This is a genomic window from Mycoplasma sp. 394 (assembly GCF_054353895.1).
Map to the genome: position 1 here is coordinate 74400 of NZ_JBTHHL010000002.1, position 24755 is coordinate 99154.

The 24755-nt window shown below is 27.5% G+C and carries 9 protein-coding genes; 7 read left to right on the forward strand and 2 right to left on the reverse strand.

All coding sequences use genetic code 4. The features are described from left to right. Positions 1-226 precede the first annotated feature (226 nt). Positions 227-12646, forward strand: coding sequence for a beta-N-acetylglucosaminidase domain-containing protein (locus tag ACXYRQ_RS01055; RefSeq protein WP_458614529.1), 12420 nt, complete (start codon positions 227-229; stop codon positions 12644-12646). A gap of 32 nt (positions 12647-12678) precedes the next feature. On the opposite strand, the gene ACXYRQ_RS01060 is transcribed toward ACXYRQ_RS01055, so the two are convergent. Next, complete coding sequence (locus tag ACXYRQ_RS01060; RefSeq protein WP_458614531.1) at positions 12679-15006, reverse strand: HsdM family class I SAM-dependent methyltransferase; 2328 nt, start codon at positions 15004-15006, stop codon at positions 12679-12681. 266 nt (positions 15007-15272) lie between these two features. Between ACXYRQ_RS01060 and ACXYRQ_RS01065 the strand changes: the two genes are divergently transcribed. From ACXYRQ_RS01065 to rlmD, 3 genes are all read left to right on the forward strand, one after another. Continuing rightward, complete coding sequence (locus tag ACXYRQ_RS01065) at positions 15273-18044, forward strand: exonuclease/endonuclease/phosphatase family protein (protein WP_458614532.1); 2772 nt, start codon at positions 15273-15275, stop codon at positions 18042-18044. Positions 18045-18111: 67 nt separating this feature from the next. Further along, positions 18112-18657: a 16S rRNA (guanine(966)-N(2))-methyltransferase RsmD gene (rsmD, locus tag ACXYRQ_RS01070; RefSeq protein ID WP_458597428.1), complete on the forward strand. Its 546-nt coding sequence runs from the start codon at positions 18112-18114 to the stop codon at positions 18655-18657. Further along, positions 18647-19936, forward strand: coding sequence for a 23S rRNA (uracil(1939)-C(5))-methyltransferase RlmD (gene rlmD / locus ACXYRQ_RS01075; RefSeq protein ID WP_458614533.1), 1290 nt, complete (start codon positions 18647-18649; stop codon positions 19934-19936). Before rsmD ends, rlmD begins: the two co-directional genes overlap by 11 nt. Before the next feature lie 37 nt (positions 19937-19973). Here the strand turns inward: rlmD and ACXYRQ_RS01080 are convergent, their stop codons facing one another. Then, positions 19974-22304, reverse strand: a complete 2331-nt coding sequence (locus tag ACXYRQ_RS01080; protein WP_458614534.1) for an HsdM family class I SAM-dependent methyltransferase — start codon at positions 22302-22304, stop codon at positions 19974-19976. A 197-nt stretch (positions 22305-22501) separates the two neighbouring features. Here ACXYRQ_RS01080 and rpmG point away from each other — a divergent pair, with 197 nt between their 5' ends. The 3 genes from rpmG to ACXYRQ_RS01095 are packed head-to-tail and all read left to right on the forward strand — an operon-like array spanning position 22502 to position 24747. Beyond that, a complete protein-coding gene (gene rpmG / locus ACXYRQ_RS01085; RefSeq protein WP_435128387.1) occupies positions 22502-22654 on the forward strand; it encodes a 50S ribosomal protein L33 in 153 nt (50 codons plus the stop codon). Positions 22655-22690: 36 nt separating this feature from the next. Further along, complete coding sequence (locus tag ACXYRQ_RS01090; RefSeq protein ID WP_458614535.1) at positions 22691-23737, forward strand: M24 family metallopeptidase; 1047 nt, start codon at positions 22691-22693, stop codon at positions 23735-23737. Further along, positions 23737-24747, forward strand: coding sequence for an alpha/beta fold hydrolase (locus ACXYRQ_RS01095; protein WP_458597420.1), 1011 nt, complete (start codon positions 23737-23739; stop codon positions 24745-24747). The genes ACXYRQ_RS01090 and ACXYRQ_RS01095 overlap by 1 nt, the downstream gene beginning before the upstream one ends. The last annotated feature ends 8 nt before the right edge of the window (positions 24748-24755 follow it).

Genomic DNA, 24755 nt, shown 5'->3' on the forward strand with positions numbered 1-24755 from the left:
ACAAAAATATTTAACTAGTTTTTATGATAAAAGTTGATATTTTTTTCATAAAAAATTAATTTTTTTGTTCTTATTATATAAATAAATTAAAAATTGTATCTTATGAATTTAAATTATTATATAATATTACATATTATATACAATGAAAATTTTGATAATAATTAAACACCTTAATTTAACCAGAAAATAATTTTGGTGTTTTAATTATCTAACAAAGAGGTAATTAATGCGATTAAAGAAATCTAAACTTGTTTTAACAGCAACAGCTGCTGCGGCAGTAGGATTAACTATATCTGCTACTAGTGCAACAAATCAACAACCAAATAATTCAAGCAATCATAAAATATATCAAATTTATCCGACTGTTAAATCTATAACATATGCAGATAATAAAAAATATTTATTATCTAAAGAAGTTAATTTAGTTTTTGAAAAAGGAATTGATGAGGCAGTTAAATCAAGAATTAAAGAAGCTTTACAAATAAGAAATTTAACTGTTACAGAAAGTCATTCATTTGAAGATAGTGATGGTAAAACAAACATTTTAGTTGGAACAACCGACAACACCGATACATATATTGATAAAAAAGCAAGTTTATTAGGGCTTGATTTTAATGCATCTTTGAAATCACGTAATGATTCATATATTTTATCTTCAAAACATAATTACATTACTTTGTTAGCAAAAAACAACACAGCAGCATTTTACGGTGCTACAACTTTTTGACATATTCTTAATCAACTTGATGGCGATCAAATCGAGACATTTAATATTCAAGATTATTCAGATGTAAAACTTCGTGGAGTGTTTAGCTATAATAACGGAACCCCTTGAGATTTGAATGCAAAAATAGATTTTATGAAATGAGGTAGTTATTATAAACTTAACTCATATCTATATTTTGATAAAGATGATCAAAAAACAAGAGATCAATGAAAAACAGAATATACATCTGATGAACTTACAAATAAATTTTCAAAGTTAATCCAAGAATCCAAGAAAACTAAAATAAATTTAGTTTATATGCTTGATCCTTTTGATTCAAATGATAAAATAACAGTTGCTAATTACGATGAAAATTTATCAAAGATTAAAACTAAATTTGAACAACTTATTACAGCAGGGATAAGAAAATTTGGTTTATTTGCAGAAAACCAACCCTTTTCTGAAAATACTTCGCAACAAGTACATTATGAAACAAAAATACTAAATGATTTAATTACTTGATTAAAAGAAAAACAACAAATTACGAGTGACTTAAGTACTAATTTAATTTATGCACCTGCTAATAGAAATACAACTATAACATCAAACTCTTATGCTAATTTTACTTCTGAAGTTGAAATAATTAATTCAGCAACTGGCACTTATGCAGGGGTTCATAATACATCTTTAACAACATTTAAAACTACAACCAACAAAACCCCTGTTGCATGAGTTAATTGACCAAATAATTCAGATGCACCTGCACAACTGATATTAGGTGGATATAAAGAATTTTTTGGAACTGATGTAACAGCAGACAACTTGCAAGGTGTATTAATTAATCCGATGCAACAAGCACAAGCATCAAAAATTGCTGCATTTGCTGCTGCGAATTTTGGATGAAAGATCTGAAGAAATGATACTGAAATAAATAATATTTATCAAGCAGCATTTTCTAACGCACTTAATAAAAGCAATATTTTTGATATTGAAACTCAATCATACTTAAAACTTGCTAAACATATTAAAAAACCAGATATTAGTAATTATCCAAGTATTGATGAGTCTGAAGAAATCCAAACTAAAATAGATGCTTTTAAAACAAATTTAGCATCGAATCATTTTGATAAAATAAAAGCAGAAGCATTGATTACAGATTTTCATGATTTTGAAAAAGCAGCAAGTATTCTTAAAACATCACAAAATGCTGAATTTAACAAGGAAATGTCGGTTTATCTTGATACATTTATAAATCTTTCACAAACAGCAAAAGCGCTGCTTTTATCAGTAATTAAAAAGCAGGAAAATAGCAGCAATGACTTTATCAGTTATTATAATCGTGGAATAGAATTACTTAATGAGTTAAAAACAACTCATAAAATCACCTACAATGGACAATCATATGATGCTATTGTTGGTAGTTCACATTTGATGCCATTTTTAGATTGATTAGTTTCTTGATTGAAACCAAGAATTGAATCATCACTTTTTATCCCGCCTATAAAATTGACACAAACATTTATAACTAATTTGCAACGTCAAGATAGTCTGGGTAAAGGCGGAACCGACACAGTTTTTTACAAAGGAAACCCGTATCAAGTTATTTTAAAAAATAGTAGTGGACAATTACATCAAAATGATTATTTTGGTGTTGAATTTAATCAACCAATCACCCTTAAATCATTACAAGTGAAATATTTAGGACTGCGTAAAGATTACTTTATAAATGCAAAAGTTCAATATCAAACATCTACAAATAGCAGTTGAACCGATGTAAATGGTTGAAATGTTAATGTTACATCTGCAAATCAATATAATCCGATTGTTTTAAATAATCAAAATATAGCAAATGTAACAAAAGTAAGATTAATAAACAATGATACTACTCCTAGACAAAAATGAGTTCGTTTACAAGAATTCGTTATTAATTCAGGTGAATTAACATCAAATAAAACATGAGAAAGATATTCACATGTTAGTTATAATGCTGATAATACTACTAATTTAATGTATCTTGTTTATCAAAACAAAAGCACTGATAAAATGTTTGATGATTTAGATTCAACAGGTGCTGCATTTACCAAGGTGGTTCAAGGTAAACAAGGAAGCAGTGATGTTAATGTTGGTGCAAACATTCCAAGGGATGCTACAGTAGGTTTTAGTTTAGATAAAAAGCAATGAGTTTCACATATTTATATCAACCAATCATTCGATTCTGCAACTGATTTACCACAAGATGCAATCATCGAATATAAAGATGAAGATGAAAAAGATACCAGCAGACAATGAAAACAATTTGGTTCAACTCATTTAAAATGAGGTGAAAATTCAACAGTTGTAACAGGATATGCACATGCAAAAGATTTTAGAATTAAAAACACATCAGAGGTTCAGCATTGATGACGTATAGATGAAATAAGAGTATTTTTAACTAATAATGATAGATACAACTATACTACTGCTGATATTAATCGTTTGTTAATACACGATAATAAAGGTCCTAATTTAATGTTTGATGGTGATGATCACACATTCGCTTGATTAATAGCGACATCAACAGGTGGTTCATTAAGTCAAAATGATGGTTTTGATATTAATTTTTCAAATCCAAAAAATCTTAAATCAATTCGTCTGTTATATAAATATGTCAATGATCAAAATCCAGGAGCAGGAGATCGCACCAGCCAAATAAGTATAGAAAAGAAAATCAATAATGTTTATATTCCTTGAAAAACATATGATTTATCTGGTGATGATATTACAATTAATATTTCAAAAGCAGATAATTTTGGAACCGTTACAGGACTTCGTTTAAGAACCTTAAAAGCAGAAAATTTTGGATTTAATATTAATACCATTGCATTCACAGAAAATAAACAAGACAGTACTGATTATGTTTATAGTGAAAATGCAGCAGTTAATGATTTGCTTGCTAAATATGATGGATACGATACATTTGAGTTATACCATCAAAAAAGTCCTGAAGAAAAGCAAGATATTACCTTAAAAGCAAACGAGAGAATCGGTTTAGATTTAAGTAAAATTCAAAATATTCAGACATTTAATAAAGAATATGACAATTCAACCGCTAATTCTAATGCATTAAAATTACAATATTCTGATAATGGTTATGAATGAGTTGATGCTGCATCAGATACTATTGCTGCAAACACTAAAGCCCGCTATATTGCTTTATTTAACTCAGGAAGTTCGGATTTAACTTTAAGTTTTAAAAAGATAACTGTTACAGTAGAAAACCTTGCTTTAAATCCAAAATTTGATTCAACAGATATCACACAAAATCCACAAACAGAACGAAATAATGAACTAGATGGTTCGGTTTTTACATACGATCAATTTGGTCCAAATATTAATGCAAATAATTATATTATTTACGATTTAGGGCGTCAAACAGACATAAAATCTCTACGTTTATATACTCAAGATGATACATCTGATTATCCAAGGGATATGGATGTGCAAGTTTCATCTGATAAAAGTTCTTGACACACTGTTTTTAGTATTGGAGATACTACTACCGATGCTGATTCAACAACAATATTAAAAAATGTCGCTACTGGTTCTTACGATTCTAAATATGCTGTGAATCCTAAACTTATCAATGACCATCGTTATCCAGGGTTTAAATATTGAGGAAACGATTCGATTTCAAATCAAAAAGCTAGATATATCAAGATTTTAATAAAAGCTAATTATCCAAGCAATAAAAAACTTAAAATCAATGAAATAGTCGTAAATCATAATAAAATCCAACAACCTAACTATACTAGTAACTATTTTTTAGGAACTAAATATGAACCAACCGATGATAGTAAATTAGATTTTCTTCATGATAAGGATTTAAGTACTTATTATCAACCAAAACAAGAAAACGGTGAATTAATTTATACCATCGATGATAAGTCACTTATTAATAAACATTTACGTATTTTAACCATTGAAAGCAATTCGCTTGCAAAGGTATATTATCGTAAAGAAAATGAAACAAACACCTTCCATCTCTTAGGAACATTAACTAACAACCTTAATGAATTTATCCTACCTCAAAATCAAAAAGTTGTGCAAATTAAAATTGCTTGAGAAACTAAAAGACCTAAGATACTAGAAGTTTATGACTTTGATCCAGTGCAAGTTGCATCGGTATCTACAGATAAAACAGCTTTACAAAATGAAGTTAATAAAGTTGATCCGAGTGATTATAATTTATGAACTGAAGCATCTAGAAATGAATTTTTACATTGAAAAACTACTGCTACTAATGCTTTAAAACAAATTACCGAAGCAAATCAAAGTAAAGATCAATCATATACACAAGCAAGTTTAGATGCTATTAAAGATGCATTAATTTATGCAAGAGATCACTATAATAAAAAGGTTGATCTTACTTTAGTGCAACACGAAATTACCAATAAAGCATTAAATAACCCGATTGTATATACATCTGAATCATATCAAGAATATGAAAATAAAATATCAAGTGTGCAAAGTCAAATTACACACCCAGAAAATCTAAGTCAACACCAAGTTGATGCATTTTATCGTGATATTTTAAATAAAAAAGCAGCATTAATAAAACAAACTTGATTAACTGATTTGAATAAACAAAATGAATTGATAAAGAAGATTAAAGAAGAATTGGCAAAATTAGAAGATATCCCTGAGTTAGTTAAGTTACATAATAAATTTGATGAATTTGCAGATACAAATGTCTTACAATCTTTATATAATGAAATTAATGCTCAATATACAAGAGAAAATAATCAGAAGACACAACTAAAACAACAAATTGAACATAATAAAACATTATTTGAAGATCCTGAACATATTAATACATTAACTGAAAAATTACCTAAAACAACTTTATTATATAGTCTACAGCATCTTAAAACTCAATCTGATGAGATGTTAGCTCAAGAACAGAGAGAAAAAACTGATTTACAAACACAAATAAAAGATCTTTTAAGTCATTTTTATGATAGCGAAAACTCAAAACCATTATCAGAAGAATTAAAAACAACAACTAATTTAGTGCAACTTCGCTCTTTGAAAACCAAAGTAGAGCAGCAAAAACAAATCGATGAACAAGAAAATAATTTAAGAACTTTAATCAGACAAAATATTACTAACCTAGAAGATTTTTCAAATTTAATTTTATATAATGAAAAAACCTTAAAGAAAACTCGTGGTGTGTCGGCACTTGAAAAAATGTATACTAATTCATCTGCTGCTGTAAATAATGAAAGTCATTTAAAACAAGAGTTAAAAGTTCAAATAGATGAAAAAATTATACAACTTACCAAACAAGAAAACATTACTTTATATACTGATAAATTTAATAAGTTAAAAACCACTGATAACCTTAACTTCTTTATCGGATTAGAAAAGAAAATTCAAGAAACTATTGAACAAGAACAAAAAGAAAAGCTAAAAGCACAAATTAATGCTGTTTTAACAAATTTAGAACTAGAAACTCATAAAAATGAAATTAATACAGGCTTAACTAGTTCAGATACTGTTGCAGCACTAGAGCAATTATTACAAAAAGCTAATGAATTTAAAACTAGTGAAGATAATCAAAAAGCTCAACTTCGTTCAGATATAACTCATACAGCAGGTTTATTGGAAATTCAAAATAACCAAGATACCATTAATAATTCTTTACCTACTTCACAAACAATTGCACAATTGCAAAGTTTAAAAATACAAGCTGATAATCTAAAAGCACAAGAAGATGCTAAAAAAGTAGCATTAAATACTGAATTAGATAATTTAGTTTCAAGATTACAACTTGATAATCATATCAATCCTATTACTAATCAAAGACAAAATGCAACTATTCCTACATTAGAAACACTAAAACAAACTGCTGAACAATATCTTCGTGACGAAGAGCAACAAACTCAACAATTAAAAAATGATATTAATGTTTTAATTGATCAATTAGGAAAAGATTCAAACAAGGAATTAATTAGAAATAATTTATCATCTACTTCTCAAATTAATGCTCTTGAAAACTTGAAAACACAAGCAGAAAATTTAGTTAATACAGAAAAAACTGAATTAAGAAACCAAATTAATTCAACACTTGCATTATTAGAATTACAAAATCATAAATCAGATGTTCAAAATGAATTGAATAATGCTGATTTATCTGTTGCTCAGTTAACTGCATTAAAAAACAAAGCACAAGGATTTTTAAATAATGAAAATCTACAAAAAGCACTTTTAACTAATCAAATTCAAGCAATTAAATCTAAATTAGAGCAAACAAACCATATCCAAGAAGTTGATAATGATTTAAATTCATCACATACTATTAATTCTTTAGAAACACTTAAAACTAAGATAAATAACTTTAAACAAGAAGAAGATAATCTAAAATTCGATTTAAAGAAACAAATTCTTAATGCAATCACTAAATTAACTTACCCAGAAAATCAAAGTAATTTTCAAAATAAACTTAATACCACTAGCAGCATTGCTAATTTACAAACTTTATTAAATGATGTAAATTCTGCTGTTGCAACTGAAGCTGAAGAACTCGCTTTAAAAGCACAAATTAAGCAAGTTGTAGCGACTTTAGAAGATCCGACAAACAAAAATCAAAGCAAATATCAAAATAAAGCAATCGATGATCTACGCGGCAGATCAACAATTGAAAGTATTTTACAGCAAGCACAAGAAGCGAAAGCTTCCGAAATACATCGTCGCGATCAAGCAAATAATAATATTAAAAAACTGCTTGCTAATATGCATAATCGAAAGATTGCTGATGAGCAAGAATCAAAATATCATCCGATAACTGATTTATTAAAACTCGAAGAATTTAATAACCAATTAATTGAAATTGCAGATGAAGATCAAAAACGTTATGATATTACACAACTACTTAATTCGCTTCAAGATTATAATAATGTTGTCAAATATAATGACAAGTTATTAGCAGCAACTCAAAAAGTCGGACTTGATCAATTAAAAATAAAAGTTCAAGCTGCAGTGGATAGCGAAGAAAATGCTCGTGCCACATACACTTCTACAAAACTTCCTAACTTACTAGCACAAATTCAAGATGTAAATAAACATTCTTATTTAGATGCTAAGTTGCAAAAACTTAAGAATTTATATAATACCAAGAATTTAAATGTTAACTCAGTTTATGCATTAGAAGCAGAGATGAATGATCAAATAGCAGCAGAAAAACAAGAAAAACAAGACACTGAAAATAAAATAAGAAGCATTCTTTCAAAATTAGAGAAATCTGAAAATCAAAGCTTTGTTAATGAGTTTTTAAATAATTTATCAAGCAAGAATTTAAATGATTATCGCGATTTTTTACCTCAGGTACAAGCTCGCTTAGATGCTGAAAATGCCGAAAAAGCACAACTTCGTAGCGAAATAGAGCAAAGTGTATCGCAACTTGATTTATCAGAGCATCAATTACAAGTTAATAATATGTATAATCAAAATAGCACAATTGAACAACTTAATAATGCTAAAAATCAAGCACAACTTCTAATAAATAAAGAAACACAAGAAAAATCTGAATTGAGAGCAGAGATTGCTAAACTTAAAAATCAACTTGAAGATCCTGAAAATCAAAATCAAGTTGATACTGATTTAGCAAACACATCTAATAATTTAATTAAATTAAGAGAAACCAAAAGTGCTACTGAACAAAGAATAAAAGATGAGACATTCGAAAAGAATTCATTAACAAACCAAATTGATCAGTTATATAACAAGTTAGAATTAGATAATAACCGTCAAGAAATAGAAAACAAAAAAACAACTGATACAAAACTTCCACACATGCGTGTTTTAAGAGAAAGAGCACAAGAACTTTTAGATCAAGAACACGCTAAAAAAGAACAATTAAAGCAAGAAATAAAAGATAAAATTAATCATTTAATGTATCCTGATAATCAATTATCAAATCGTGCATCATTAGCAAATTCAAACACCATTGCTGAATTAGAAAAACTAAGCAAACATATTGATGCAGTTAAGGCAGAAGAAGAACGACTTGAATCGGTGCGTGCAAAAGCACTAGAAGAGGCAAAAAAACTTGAGGACCCGATTAATCGTTCATTGTTAAGTGATGATTTTATTAAAACTACACAGCCAAAAGATCTCGATGAGTTATTTGTTAATGTTAAATCACAAGTTGCAAAAGAAGAACAAGAAAAAGAGCGGCTAAAAGCAAAGATTAAAGAAGATTATGATAAATTAACAAATGCAACAGAAAAGCAAAAGTTGAAAGCTAAAATGGATTCTGCTAAAAAACTTGTTGAATTGCGTAATTTAGACAAAGAAGTTTATGCACAATTTGCTGAAGAAACATTACAACAACACTTAATTTCTGAAATTAAAACAATTGAAGTTCCAAAACTTAATGATCAAAATACTATAAATAGCATTTATGATCAATTAAACGAATATAAAAATTCAACTAGTTTGAAAATACTCTTAGATCAAGTTAAACAGGAAATAAAAGAAGAAGCAGCACAAAAAGAAGCTCTTAAAAAAGAAATAGAAGAAAATATAAAGAAATTACAAGATAAAAACAATTTAGATACTTATAAACACCAATTTGATTATGCTAAGAAAACCAATAATTTAAATGATTTTAGAGCATTAAAAACTGACCTTGATCAAGCATTGCAACAAGAAGAACAAATGCGTCAGCAGTTATCAAATAATATTGATACACTTGCTAATCAACTCGAAGATGCAACTCATAAAACGACTATAACAACCAAAAAACCCAATGTTACATCTGATTTAAATAAATTGCGTGAATTAAATAACGAAGCACAAAATTTAATTAAAAAAGAAGATGAAGAAAAGGATAAGTTACACAAGGAAATAATAGACGAGTTGTTAAAATTCTATGATTTTAATAATGTGATTAATTTAGCATTAAAACGTAAGAATACAACTGAGTTAAATGCTTTAAGAGCATTGAAAACTCAAGTAGATAATGCTAAAACAGAAGATCAAAAAGAATATGATTTAAGAGAAAAAATCAAAAAGATTGTTGAATCACTAGAAGACTTTAATCATATTAGTAAATATAATATGGATGTTTTATCGCGAACAAACGGACAAAGCAACTTACAACAATTATTAAATAAAGTAACAGCAGCTCAAACTAAGGAGAATTCAGAAAAAGAAAAATATAAAAATAACATAAAGACTAATTTAACAAAATTAGAAGATCCTGATAATATCAAGAGCTTCAATGATTTAAATACAAAAGTTGAAAAAAATCCTAATTTAAATAGTTATTTTGGTTTAGATTATAAAATAGATCAAGCATTAAAAACTGAAGAGACTGAAAGAAAACAGTTAAAAGCAAAAATTAATGAGATTTTAGCAAAATTGCAAGATCAAGGTAATATCAAGAAAGTTAAAGATAAATTGCAAACTGCTACCACTTTAACCCAACTTCGTGAATTATTAAAAGAAACAGATAATATGTATGCTGAAGAAACACATGAAAAACAAAAACTTCAAGATCACATTGAAACTGTATTAAGTAAGTTAAGATTATTTGATCAAATTGCTACATTAAACACTGAATATCGCAGCATTAAAAACTCTAAGGAATTAAATGATTTAAGATCGTTTAAAACCAAAATTGATGCTGAATCAGCAGTTGAAGAAAGTGAATTTAGCAAGTTATTTGGACAAACAGCAGACAAAATTGCTAAATTGCACGATTTTGACACCTTTATCAAATGAGCTCATAAATTAAATCAAAATACACATATTGATTCGTTGCATGCTCTTAATGATGCATTAGTTGATGTTATCAACGAAGATACAATTAAGTTTAACATCCGTGAAGAAATTAAAGAAAAATTACCACACTTAGAAGAAGCGCAGCATATTATTAAATTAAATGCTAAACGATTGTTTACAACTACCAGTAAGAGAGATTTACAAAATTTCTTAGATGAATTAAATATAGCACTTGCACAGGAAGCAGCAGAAAAAGCAAGAATTAAAGCACAGATTGATTCACAATTAGCAAAGCTAGAAGATTCGCAAAATATACAAACATATACAGAAAAATATGCTAATTCGCAAAACAGCGATTTACTCATAAATTACACTCCACTTAGTGCTAAACTTTCTGATGTTTTAAAACAAGAAGAACAAGAAAGAGAGCAATTACGAATTAAAATTACATCATTATATCCACAATTAGAAGACTTTAATCATATAGTTGTTTATAATGAAAACAATTTATTGAAACTAACTAATTTAAATGATTTAAGAGAGTATTATACAGATACCTCTAATGCTTTACAAAGTGAAAAACAACGAAAAACAGAATTAAAAACCTTAATTGAAAATAAACTAAGAGGTTTAGAAGATAACTATAACATTATTTTATATAACAAAAAATACCATCACAGCAACCAAATCAATCAACTTAACTACTATGAAGCATTGTATGCAAAAATTTCTGAAGTATATGATTCTGAACACAGTGAAGTTCGTTTGTTAAAAGAACAAATCAGTGATTTATTAAATTCATTAGAAGACTTTGAGCATATTTTTACCTATAATACCAAGAATTTCGCTAACATCGATAATCTAGAAGATCTAAGAGTTTATAAAGCAAAAGTTGCAGCAGCAAAACATAGTGAAGATGTGCAAAAGGAAAATCTAAGAAAACAAATTGCTGCTAAGGTTGCTTTATTAGAAGAACCAAAAAACATCAAAATATATTCTGATAAGTTTTATAAAACAACAAATTTAAATTCTTTAATCGCTTTAAATGATAAATTAGATGAAATATTAAGCAAAGAATCGGTTGAAAAGACAAAATTACAAACTCAGATTCATAACTATATGCCACTTTTAGAAAACCTTGATCACATCAGTTTATATAATGAAGTAAGTCTTTTGAAAGCAAACAGCATACCAAAATTAAGAGTATTCTTAGCAGATGTTACAGATGCATATACATCCGAATCAGAACGTAAAGAATCGTTAAAAGAATTAATCCCAAATATGCTAAAAAAACTTACTACACCTGCATATATTAAAACATATACAAGTTTATATAATAAAATCGAGAATTTAAATGACTATGAAGCTTTATATCGTTTGCTTAACATCGCTCTAAGCATCGAATCCGATGAAATAATTTCATTAACAAATCAAATAAAATCAACTGTTAAACAACTTGAGCAACCGCAAAATATTGTTAAATATGATAATAATGAATATGTAGAAATTAAAAATGTTATCGATTTAAGAAAATATAAAAATGAAGTAGTTCAAGCAAAAGCATCAGAAGATAAATTAAAAAATGAATATCGTTCTAAAATCGAAGAAAGTATTAGTAAGTTAAGTGATCACAAAAACATTGATACATATACAGATAAACTGGATTCAACATCTTATTTAGATTCATACCAAAAGTTATATGATGATGTCTTAGAAACCTTAAAACAAGAAGCAAGTGAAAAATCAGTTTTAAATAAAGCATTAGAAGATGTTGCTGCAAGATTACAAGCAGTTACTCATATTTCTGAATTAAATTCAGTAAAATACGATGCAAATGATTTAAATACATTAAGAGAAAAACTCTCATATGCAAATAATGCATATCAAACAGAAACACAACGTAAATCATACTTACAAACTTTAATAGAAAGCAAGTTTGATAGACTTAAACCAACAAATGAAGTAGCAGCATTAAAAGAACAATTTAATTCCAATGATAATTTAAATGGTTATGAGTTAATTAATAGCAAACTAGATTCATTGATTGATTCTCAATCAATTGTTTCAGCAAAACTAAAACCATATATCCCCCTTGCAAGTATTTTGACCTTAGGACTTATTTGAATTATCATCCTTGTTGTTTTAAGACACAGAAGAAGAAAACAAACTAGCTAATGCTAGTTTATTTTTATTCCTATGATGCAGTGTTATCCACGTACTTTAATGCATTCATCGAATACTTTTATCATTTGTTTTACTTTGTTGATTTCTTCTTTATCAAGTAATTTAAAACGAAAGTCTAATATCCGTTCTTCGATAATATTGGTTTGAATGTGACCAGTAGCAAAAGCTTGAAATTGGATTTGATAACTTTGATCAAATAAAAATTTAAAAAATGAATACCTTACCTTTTCGTCATTGATATAAATTCGATAAAAACCATTTGAGATAATGACATCTGAATTATCCAAATTAAAATAAAAGAATTTATCATATGAACCATATAAATAAGGTAAATAAATGCTGTCTTTGTGACCTATTTGCTTCGCTCTTGAAATATTTTGAATTTGTCATCCACGTAGCTTGTTTGAAAGTGTATATAAACCTTTGCTATGTGTTTGAGCAATCGGGATGTATGAATAAATTTTGCTTTTTATAATTGATTTTTCAAAGTTTTTTGTCTTTTTTTCAATAATTAATCCGTTTTGATTATTTTGTTTATATTCTCGAAGAGAATATAAACTTTTATCATTTAAAATTAAAGAAATTTTTGTGTTTGATAATTCTGGTTTTAACTTTAATGAACTGTCTAAGTCTTGCATATAGGTATATCCGTAATTTATCGAGTGATTAACCTGTGACAATCCAATGATTTTTTCATCATAAGCAAACTGCTGCATTCTTTTTAGAATTTCAGGTAAATCAGTGTTTAAAATTGCTTCATTATTCGCATCTTTTAGAATTTCACCATTTTCTTCATTTATTTTATAAATAGGAGGTAAATTTTTTGTATTAAAGTCAAAACCGATGTTTTTGACTACATCTGTAAAAATTTTATAATTGTGTATTCGTTTAGTTTTCTTTACAAATAATACATCAGTTTTTACTCCTGTTTCAGCACCCTTAAATACCCCTTCTGGAAAAGAGATATCTGCTAAAATATGAAAATTATCAATTAAGTATTTTCTGATATATCTTTGTTGTTGATTATTTAAATAACCACTAGGCAGCACAATTGCTAAAATTCCATTCTCCTTAAGCAGTTTCATTGCTCTTTCGATAAATAAAACCCCTAATTGTCCGTTACAATGTTCATTAAGTTTGTAATGTTTTAGAATACTTTGATTCCCCATAAATTTAACTTTGCTACCAAAAGGTGGATTTGTAATGACAAAATCAAAAAAGCTGTTATTTTTATTTCAATTTGCAATGCTATCGATTTGATGAATTTTAGTTCTACCATCACCGTTTAATACCATATTAAAGAATGCAACAGAACAAGCATCTTTTGAAATATCTCAATAATATAAATTGTCTTTCATATCTTTATAATCTGGATTATTTTTGTATTTTTGGATAACCCCAGTTAAAAAATCTGCACTACCACCAGCTGGATCAATGACAGCTTGATAAGGTTTAATATCTAAAATATTAACTATAAAATCAATTATAGCAACAGGTGTATAATATTGTGCCATATTAATTTTATCTAAAATTTTTGAACTAAACTTCATAAAGAAATCTTGTGGTACGCTGGATTTACTTTTAATAAATGAATATGGTTGTAAAAGTTTTATTACTTTTTGCAAGTCATCATATTTAAAAATAAGTTCTTTTTGTACTTGCTGTCCTTGCACAAAATTTCTTTGATAATAATCATATGCATCTGCTCATAATTTTTCAAATACTGCAATATTTGTAGTTAATGCAGTAAATTTTAAATCATGTTTATGAAATTGTTCATCATAATATTTCGCTAATATCACCTGAAAAAGACCTTTATATCGTTCATTTTTTCCATAACCAAGTGAATGAATAATCAAATCTAACTCATCAAATAACACTTTTGCATTTTGTATTGGGACTAATTCATCAAATTTAAATAAAGCAGTTTTAAACTCTTCGCCATAATTAGGTAGCATTGATAAATTGTATTCATTGCCTTTATAAAAAAGTTTTTGATGACTACCATTATAAAAAATACCGTATTTGGCTTTCTTTAAATTTATTGCAGTTTGCAACTGATATAAGATTGCTTCTTTTATTTCTTTTTCACTGATATCATCTCTTTTAACTTCTGCTACTAATAAATATGAATCACCATCCTTAATCGCTAAATCAATTAGTTTTGGATGTGAACCTTTGCTACCTACTTGCATTTTTTCTTCTAAGTATATAGCATCTTTGTTATAATTTTTTGAAAGCAATATGTTTATTAAATCAATTCTTAATTTTTCTTCAGTTGATGTTTTACCATCTTTTGCTTTTTCATTGATATTTAATTGACCTCGGATTGGACATATTAATTTAGACATTTTTCTCCTATATTTAAATATTACTATAATAAATTGTATTTATAAATTTATTAGTTACTTTATTGAAATTTTTGCAATTTTTGTTTTATAAATGTAATAGATAAAACAAAAAAGCAGTGATTTGTCATTAAAAATCTTATAAATGGGAATTTTATTCCATATAAATGAAAACTATGTTATCAAAAATACAATTTTTGCAAAAAGTGATGTGATTTGTTAAAGTTTTAGTTATAAAAATTTATAATTATTATGATAAAGGAGTTGTAATGTCAAAGTATAAAAAATGATGATTTTCTGCTGTTATTTTAGCTTCTACATCGGTTGTAGTTGCTGTCGCTTGCAATGGTGAAAATAGCACTCAAAAAAGCGATGGATTTGATAAATCCACACCTAATAAAGATAAAAATCCTAATAAAGGTAGTACATCACCTGTTATAAATCCAAAAGAGCAATCAAAACCCTCTACTTCAACAAATCCAAGTGAAACTAATCCGATTAAAAATACACCACAGCAATCTAATCCAACTAAACCTACTAACAATCCAGAAGATGGTAAACTATCAGAAGATGAAAAAAAGGAGGAGTCACCTGAAAAAACAGATCAATTTGGAGAGAATAATAATCAACAAAAACAAGAAGATACAAAACCTATTGATAAATGGGCAAAAGATAATGCAAACAATCTTTTTAAACTCGTCTCAGTTGATAATCTTAAAGAATTAATTTCAAAGAATGAAAAACTTTTTTATAACTACGAAACAAGAAAATTAGTTAAACAACCAGTTGAAACAAAATATTTGAAAGTGAAAGAACTAGGCAGTGATTCAATTTTTGATGTTTTTAGTTTAAAAACCGATTCAGAATATCAGCCTGCAAATGCAAATGAACCAACAACAAATAATGGAACTAAAACATTTATCAATGGACAAATATATTATGTGATAAAAGGTAATGTTATTGCATTTTCTTATAAAATTGCACAATATATACCTAAACAAGAACCAATTATTTCAAATGATATTTATTGATCAAGTTTTAATATTGAAAATGGTCAACAAGTTGATACACCTGATTCGTTGAAACAAGAGCAAATTAATAAATCAGAGCAATTACAAACTATCAGCGAGCCTTTTAAAGTTTATTCTGATAATGCTGATGAATTTATGAATATGTTAGATGATTTAACTTCTGATAATAAACAACTTCCGAATTTAGTATATTCAGATGGTAGTTTTAGCTTTGATAAGCACAACGAAGACTTAGGAGATTATATTACTTTTAATAAAGATGATTATGCTAAATATATAATTGGTTCAGATGCATCAAAACCAACTCATTTTAAGATGAATTGAGATACAGATACCGAAAAAATTACCATAACATATAAAAATAAAAATAATCCAGATAAAATAGAGACTCAAGTTATTAACCTTGATAGTGATGATGAAAATAATCCAGTCGATAATTCAAAACAACAAACTCCTAATAAGCAAAAAGATAATAAGAATCCAGAACAAACAAGTGGAGTGTTTGTTTTAAATGTCAAAGAATTTAACAAAATAGCAGAAAAATATGATAAATCACAAGGTTCAAAATATAAACATAAACTTTATTTGTATAAAGGTAATTTCTTAGGTTTTTTTGGACAATCAAACGAATCAAGCAACCAAATATTGAATTTTAATAAAGGTTTTGATCAAACAAACATTGCTGGTGATCAAAATGATTCAAAATATTTTGCAACATCATTAGATAAAGATAAAAAAACCTTTACAGTAACTTACTTTAACAAAAGAACAAATCAAGAAGAAAGTCAAACATTTACATTAACAACAGATTCAAAAGATGATTATTCTGATAACTCACAAAGAAACTTAAATACTAGTAGCACTAAATTAGATAAAAATCAAACTGTTTTTGTAAGACCACCGTTTGGAGTAAAGTTTGAAATAAAAAATAACACCCAAATGCCACCGATAATAACTGTTTTTGATCACCTTGATTCACCTGGAGCGAAACTTAAAAACTCTAGCAAATATAGCGAATCGTTTGTTAAAACAACATCAGAATTATATAAAAGTCGTTTTAACAATTTGGTAGTTAAAAAGAACGGAGCTCAAGAATTTTCTGAATTTGTTGCTATCCCGCAGTTATTGAATTATTATAAAAACTTAGATAGCAACAATGAATCACTTGTAATTTTTGGAGGAGATACAAATATTGATTCATCCAACTTTAAAGTAGATAAATATTTCTCATCTGATGTTCATCGAGTACTTGTTTCAGATTCACCAAAAAACCCGGATTGATACACATCTTTAAACACAAAAAGTGGTTATGCAAATCCGTATGATAAAATGTATTATTTAAACGGCGAAGATTCATATTATGATACTATTACAACATCTGATGATGCTAATTTAAAATTTAAAGTTGACACTTATAAAGCATTTAAAGAATATATAAAAAATACTAATCAATACGCAGGTTATGATAAAGACAAAAATTTTAATTGAAATATAAGATATAGAATTTCTGATCATGCACCTGTTTTTACAGATGTAAAAGTAAAAAATATTACAGTAAATACAGCAAAATCAACTGATTCAAATTATCCAAAACCAGCAAATACTATAAGAATAGCACACTGAAATATCGAAAATTATGGTAAAAAAACTACTGATTACAAAAGTACTGCTGACTTTAAAATAGATGCTATTGCCACCTTGATTAAAAAAGTTGGTTTTGATGTTATAGGTTTAACTGAAATAAACGATAAACAAGGAAATTCGGTTAACTACATCTTAGATGAGTTAAATAAAAATGGAGGTAATTATAAATTAATTTTACAACCCCGTGAACAAACATTGTGACAGGACACAAAATATGCTTTTTTTCAAGGTGGAGCAACTGAGCAAATTGCTATTATATATAATGCGAATGTATTACAGCCAACAAATTTTACTAAAACAAATCAAAATAGTGCTTCATTTCGTGAAAGCATAAATTTATACGGAGAAGTGATACCTAAAAATTAATATTCAACATTTTTCAAGTTTTAAATTATGATAAAATAACTATAATGTAGTTATTTTTGGAGGGGTAATGTTACGGATAATAAGTGGTTTATATCGTAGTAGAAAGATTAGTCAGCCTGATTTAAAAGATACAAGGCCTACAACAGATAAAGTTCGTGAGGCCGTTTTTGCTTCATTGCAGTTTAAAATAGAAAATAAAAGTTTTTTAGATCTTTTTTCTGGTTCGGGTGCGATTGCGATAGAAGCATTAAGTAGGGGTGCTTTGAAAGTATATGCAGTGGAAAAAAATATAAAGGTCTTTAGAGTGCTACAAGAAAATTTGCAGAGTCTAAAAATAGATACAATTAATGCTGTAGCATCGGATGCTTTGAATTTTTTGCAAGGTAATACAATGAAATTTGACTTCATCTATCTTGATGCTCCATATTTAGATTACAAATTACTTAATGATACTTTGCAATTAATTTCACAAGCAAAAACATTAAATATTGATGGAGAAATAATTATTGAAACAAATAAAGTTTCTGAAGTAGTTATTCCAGATGACTTTATAGTTTATAAAAGCAAAAGATATGGAAAGGTAGATATTTTATATCTTGCTTATGCTCAATAAAATCATCACAGTTACTTGTACAGAGTTAAGTTATCAAGGATTAGGTGTGACTCGTGAGCATAATAAACCTATTTTTGTGCATGATCTTTTTGTCGGTGAAAAGGCGAAAGTTCAAATTTATAAAGAAACTACTAAATTTGCTTTTGCAAAAGTGGTTGAATTAATCACTAAATCTGAACATCGTGATAAATCATATTCTTGCATCAACAGTGCTCCTCTGATTAATTTAGCATATAACCAACAAGTTGCTTTTAAAGAGAATTATCTTAAATCACATCTGATTCGTAATTTAAATATTAACGAATCAGTAATTGATACATTTGAACCGGCAATCCAAGAAACTCATTACCGTAACAAAATTAAGGTTCCATTAAAGTTGATTGATAATATTTTGCATTATGGAGAATATGATAGTAATTCAAATAATATTTTAGTAACTGATGATATAAAAATCCAAAATAATATTTCTTTAAATGAAACATTAGATAAAATAATTAATGCATTAAATCAATATTCACAAAAAAGTCATCGTTATAAAGTTTTAGAAGCATTTCGAGAAATAACTTTAAGAATAAATCATATAAACGAAGTGCAAGTGTTATTCAATCTTTCTGATGAACAAAATGTTTATAGTGAAATAATCAATACTTTAAAATCTATTGAAAATATTATTCAATTATATTTTTATCAAAATCAAAAATTGAAATTAATTTTTGAAAAAAAACCTTTTTCGATTTTGATAAATAAAAAATCCTTTGATGTGCATATAAATTCGTTTTTTCAAATAAATATTGAGATGGCTACCAAAATTTTTAATGATATGCATAAAAAAGTAGCAGAAAACTTTAAACAAAATTTCATCGATTTATATTGTGGTGTTGGAATTATCTCACAATTAGTTGCTTATAAAAGACATAAAATCCTAGGTGTAGATATTTCAAAAGAAGCAATTGCTGCAGCAAAAGATAATGCATATGTAAATGGATTTAGATCGGCTAAATATATAAATGGTGATGTTTATCAAGTTATAGATTTATATAATCTAGATATTAATAATACTATTGTGGTTTTAGACCCGCCCAGAGCAGGTTTGGATGTAAAATTGACTAAATGATTGAATAATATAAATTCATTTATTTATATGTCATGTGAACCAAGAAGTTTTATACGTGATTTACAAAACTTACAACAACAAGGTTTTAAAATTAATTACATCAAAGGTTATGATATGTTTCCAAACACCCCACATTTTGAAATAGTCGCTTATCTTAGTAAGTAAACAAAGCAAGTAGGTAGAATAACTACTACTTGCTTTTTTACTTAAAGATTTTTAAAGATGAAATGTAATCATTCATATAATTGATATCCAATTGATTATATGAATTAACAGGTAGCTTAATTTCTACATTCGGAATTTCACTACGCAAGGTTCGACCATGACCGATTGATTTAAAAAGCCTTTCGCTGATAACGGTAGCAAGATAAAACTTTGCTAATGGTTTATTATCAAATTGAGATTTGTATTTTGGAACAATATCACAAATATTCACAAAAGAAGTGGCACCAAATTCGAAATCACAATAATAGGTTTTTCCACCACCACCATCACCACCGTTAATGATGCAAATTTTATCACTGAATGTCTGAGATACTTTTTCTTTTATAAGTAAACCACCAATACCGTTATTGTCTTTTTTTGCTACTATTATTGGGATTCCGTTCTCATATTTATTTTCTAATTTACGATCAATTGATTTCTTTTGCATTCCTTTTGAAATAAATTCAATTACATCAGATATTTTAAAATATTTAAATTTAATATTTTGATATTTTTGCATATCTACAGGTGAGAAAATTAATTTATTACTGATGCCGCATAAAATTTTGGCAGATAAATTTTCTCTTATATATTTTATAAAAGTGTTTTTATTTACTTCAAAAGGGCGATTTGTTGTAAATTTTTCAAATGCAAGTTCTTCATCATATTTTAAATTTTGCATTACAGCTTGAAATTCTGTGTATTTACCCTTAAGAACTTCTTTAAGTCTTGCTACTTTTTCTTCATATAATTTAGTTTTCAATCGTTTTTCATTAGTATAGATAAATCCATCATTAGTAAAATCTACTAACAAAATATCTTGATTATGTCAGTGTTCTAATAATGCATCTGCATTTTGTCTTAGTGCATCTATTTTCATGAGTGTTCGTGAATCATATTTTTTTAAAACTATCACTGATGTATTGACACCTGCATTAGGTTGAAATAAATCCCTAGGAAGTGAAATAATTTGTGTAATTTTAGACATTTCAAATATTTTTTTGAGATATGCAACATTTTTTGCATCTCTACCGTTTAGGTTTGTTTTAGGTATAATACATGCAATTAACCCATCTGGTTTTAAATATTTTAAAGTTGTATATAAAAACTTTAATTCATTATCACTTTGACTAAAGGGCGGATTCATTAAAACCTTAGAATACTCATATTTTAATCTTTCAAGTCTTTTAAAGCAGTCATCTTGATAAATTCGCGAACTTCCATCACCGTGTAATAGCATATTAATTCCTGCTAATGTCGAATTAAATTCGTCATATTCGATTCCAATGATTCTTTTTTCCTTTACTTCGATGCAAGCTTTATCAATTTGATATTCTTTTTCTTTTGCATTTATATTTGTTTGCTTTAAATAAAAATCATTTATGCTAGAAAACATATTAAACATTGCATTTACTAAAAAGGTACCACTCCCACATGTTGGGTCCATTATAACATCGTTAAATGGATCAACATCAATTAATTCGTACATTATTTGAGCGATGTGATCGGGTGTAAAAACTTCTCCTTTTTCATTTGAATTAGCTGAATTTCATTTACGAAAAACTTTTAAAAAAGCATTCATTATATCGTGGCCTTTATAGTCTTTGTGACTGATATTAATAAGGTTATAAATATTACGAATCGAATCAACTATTTCAATTAAGTCAGAAATTTTAGCCATTTTCAATGTCTTATCATCAAGGTATTTATAGATATTATTTTTCTTTTCTTGTTTTGATATATCATCAGTAAGTGGAGTATCTTTTAGAGCATCCAAAATACTAGAAAGCAGCAAACTTGTTGATTCACGATTTAACTTATCATCTCCTTGAAATTTATAACAAAGCATCACAGCGCCAATGAACGGGACAGTCATTTGCTTGTTTATTTTAGCATTACGAAAAGAATTTGCAAGTTGCATTGCATAATTACTAATTAAAACTTCATTATTTTCTTTGATATCTTTAAAGTAGGTGTCTTTGTAGTATTTATGGTTTTTTACTTCAGATTCATTATCCAATAATTTTATTTCACCTTTATCATTCTTAATAAAAACATTTAAGTTTATACCGTTATATTGAAAACCGATGGTATTCTTATGTTTTTCAAACTTCATATAGTCATAAATTTGCTTTTCAAATTTTACCCCTTCTGCTTTAGCATCTAAGATAAAAATTACACCATCATAAAAATAATACCCATCTGGTTTTGTTGCTTCATATTTAGCATCAGATGTTTTTTTATAAAGAGGAATGGTACCATCAGTATTATTTTTTAGTCCTAATATATTAGTAAATGCTTCTACAATTTTAAACTCACTGCGTGCCATAAAACCTCTATAATATTTTGTATTTTAATTTTACCATTTTTTTCTTATTGATTTTAAAACATCTCATAATTTTAAATTATTAACAAATTTATTCACAAACTATGTTTGAAATAGATACTTAGTAAAATATTTGTAAATTTAAGTAAGAAAAAAAATATTTTGGTAAAATAGTAATACTAAATAAATAAAGGAGTTATATGCCAAGAGAAGGTTATACATTAGCATGTACAAAGTGCAAAATGGAAAATTATATTTCAAAGAAAAATAAAAAAACTCATCCTGAAAAAGTAGAGTTAACAAAACACTGTCATAAATGTAATGCGCATACAGCACATAAAGAAAAGAAATAATGCAGCAATAACTGCGTTTTTTAATTTAGGAGTTTTATGAATCGTAAAAAATTAGATGAAATGTTCGCTAAAACTGGTGTAGAAGTTTTAATTTCTGAAGCACCACAAACAAGACTTTGATATGCCGGAGTTCAAACAACTGATGGATTCATCGCTATTGAAAAAGATAAAGCAACCTTATTTGTTGATGGAAGATATATTGAGTATGCACAAAAAAATGCAAAGAATGTAGAAATTGTTTTAATTAAAGGTGATGCAGTTAAAAATTGATTTGCAGCAAAGAACTTTAAGAAAATAGCACTTGAAAAAGAATATTTAGTAAAACAAGTTCAAGATCAAATTTTATCTTGAGTAAATCCGGATCATATTGAGTGAGTTTCAGCGCAACATCTTAGAATATTAAAAGATGATGGAGAAATTGAGTTAATACAAAAAGCTGTAGATATTTCTATGCAGGCACTCAATGAACTTAAAGAGTGAATCAAACCTGGTATGAGTGAAAAAGAAGTTGCTTTTAAACTGAATTATTTATTAAAGTTAAAAGGTGCAGAAAAAGAAGGATTTGAGGAAATTGTCGCAACTGCTGAAGCTTCTGCGGAACCTCATCATCATCCAACTGATAAAAAACTTGTTAATAACAATTTACTAAAAATAGATTTTGGAGCTCAATACAAAGGATATAAAGCAGATATTACACGTACCTTTATTTTAGGTGATGAAAAACTAGCAAATCCAAAGCAACTTGAAATCTTAGAAATCGTTAAAGAAGCAGCAGCAGCAGGGAGAAAAGCGGTTCGTCCTGGTATCAAAGCATCACAAATTGATAAAGTATGCCGTGATTATATTGAAGCAAAAGGTTATGGACAATACTTTGTGCATTCTACTGGACATGGGTTAGGTATTGATGTTCATGAGTTTCCTAACGTTTCAAAATTTTCTAATTATGTTTTAGAACCTGGTATGATAATAACAGTTGAACCCGGAATATATATCGAAGGTTTAGGTGGTGCTAGAATTGAGGATGATGTTCTAGTTACAGAAAATGGTTATTATGTCTTTTCTAGACCTAATGAAAATAAATAATGAACCAATGAAATGATAAAAATATCTTAACTTTGAGTGATTCCCTTGATGTTGGAGATGGATATAAATTGTATTATCGTGTTAGTGGAAACCGCTTTAGTGGATATCCTGTAATTATTTTACATGGTGGACCAGGTGCTTTTAATGCAAATCCATATTTAAGAATTTTTGATAAAAGTAAGTTTTATTTAATTTCTTTTGATCAAAGGGGATGTGGTTCTAGCAAACCAAAATGAATTCCTGATTCAAACACGATAGATGATCAAATTGAAGATATTGAGCGAATTAGAAAACATTTTAAGTTAAATAAAGTAACCTTATTTGCAGGAAGTTGGGGGACTACATTAGCATTACTTTATGCTATTAGATACCCAGAAAATGTTGCTTCTATGTTACTGCGTGGAATTTTCTTAGCACGTCAAGAAGACATTGATTTTCTATATGAACCTAATGGAGCGGCAACCTTTTATCCAGAAGCATATAAGAAATTTTATAATGCAGTTGCTAAATATGATGGTGCAAAAGTTTTGGAAAAATACTATAATGCTTGAACTAAAATCTTAAAATCTAAGAACGCAAAAGAAAAAGAGATTAAATTGATTCAAAACTTTTGCGAGTGAGAAGAATCAATTGTTACAATTGAACCACAAGAAAGGTATTTAAGCCGAAAACAAATTCGCCAAGTACCTGTTCTTCAAGAAGAACACAAAGATTTATTTTACAATCAATTACATTTCTTTTTAAATAAATCACTTTTACCTTCGGATAATTATATTCTTGAAAATGCACATAAAATAAAAGATATTAGAACATATATTGTGCATGGTCGTCAAGATGTAGATACCAGACCAATAGGTGCATATTTATTAGCTAAAGAACTAAATAATGTTAAATTAACTTTTATTAATGGTGCGGCACATTCAATCAATGAACCTGGTATCAATCATAAGTTAAAAGTATTTGCTGATAATATATATGATTATCTTACAGAAAATCACATCCAAAAATAGATGTGATT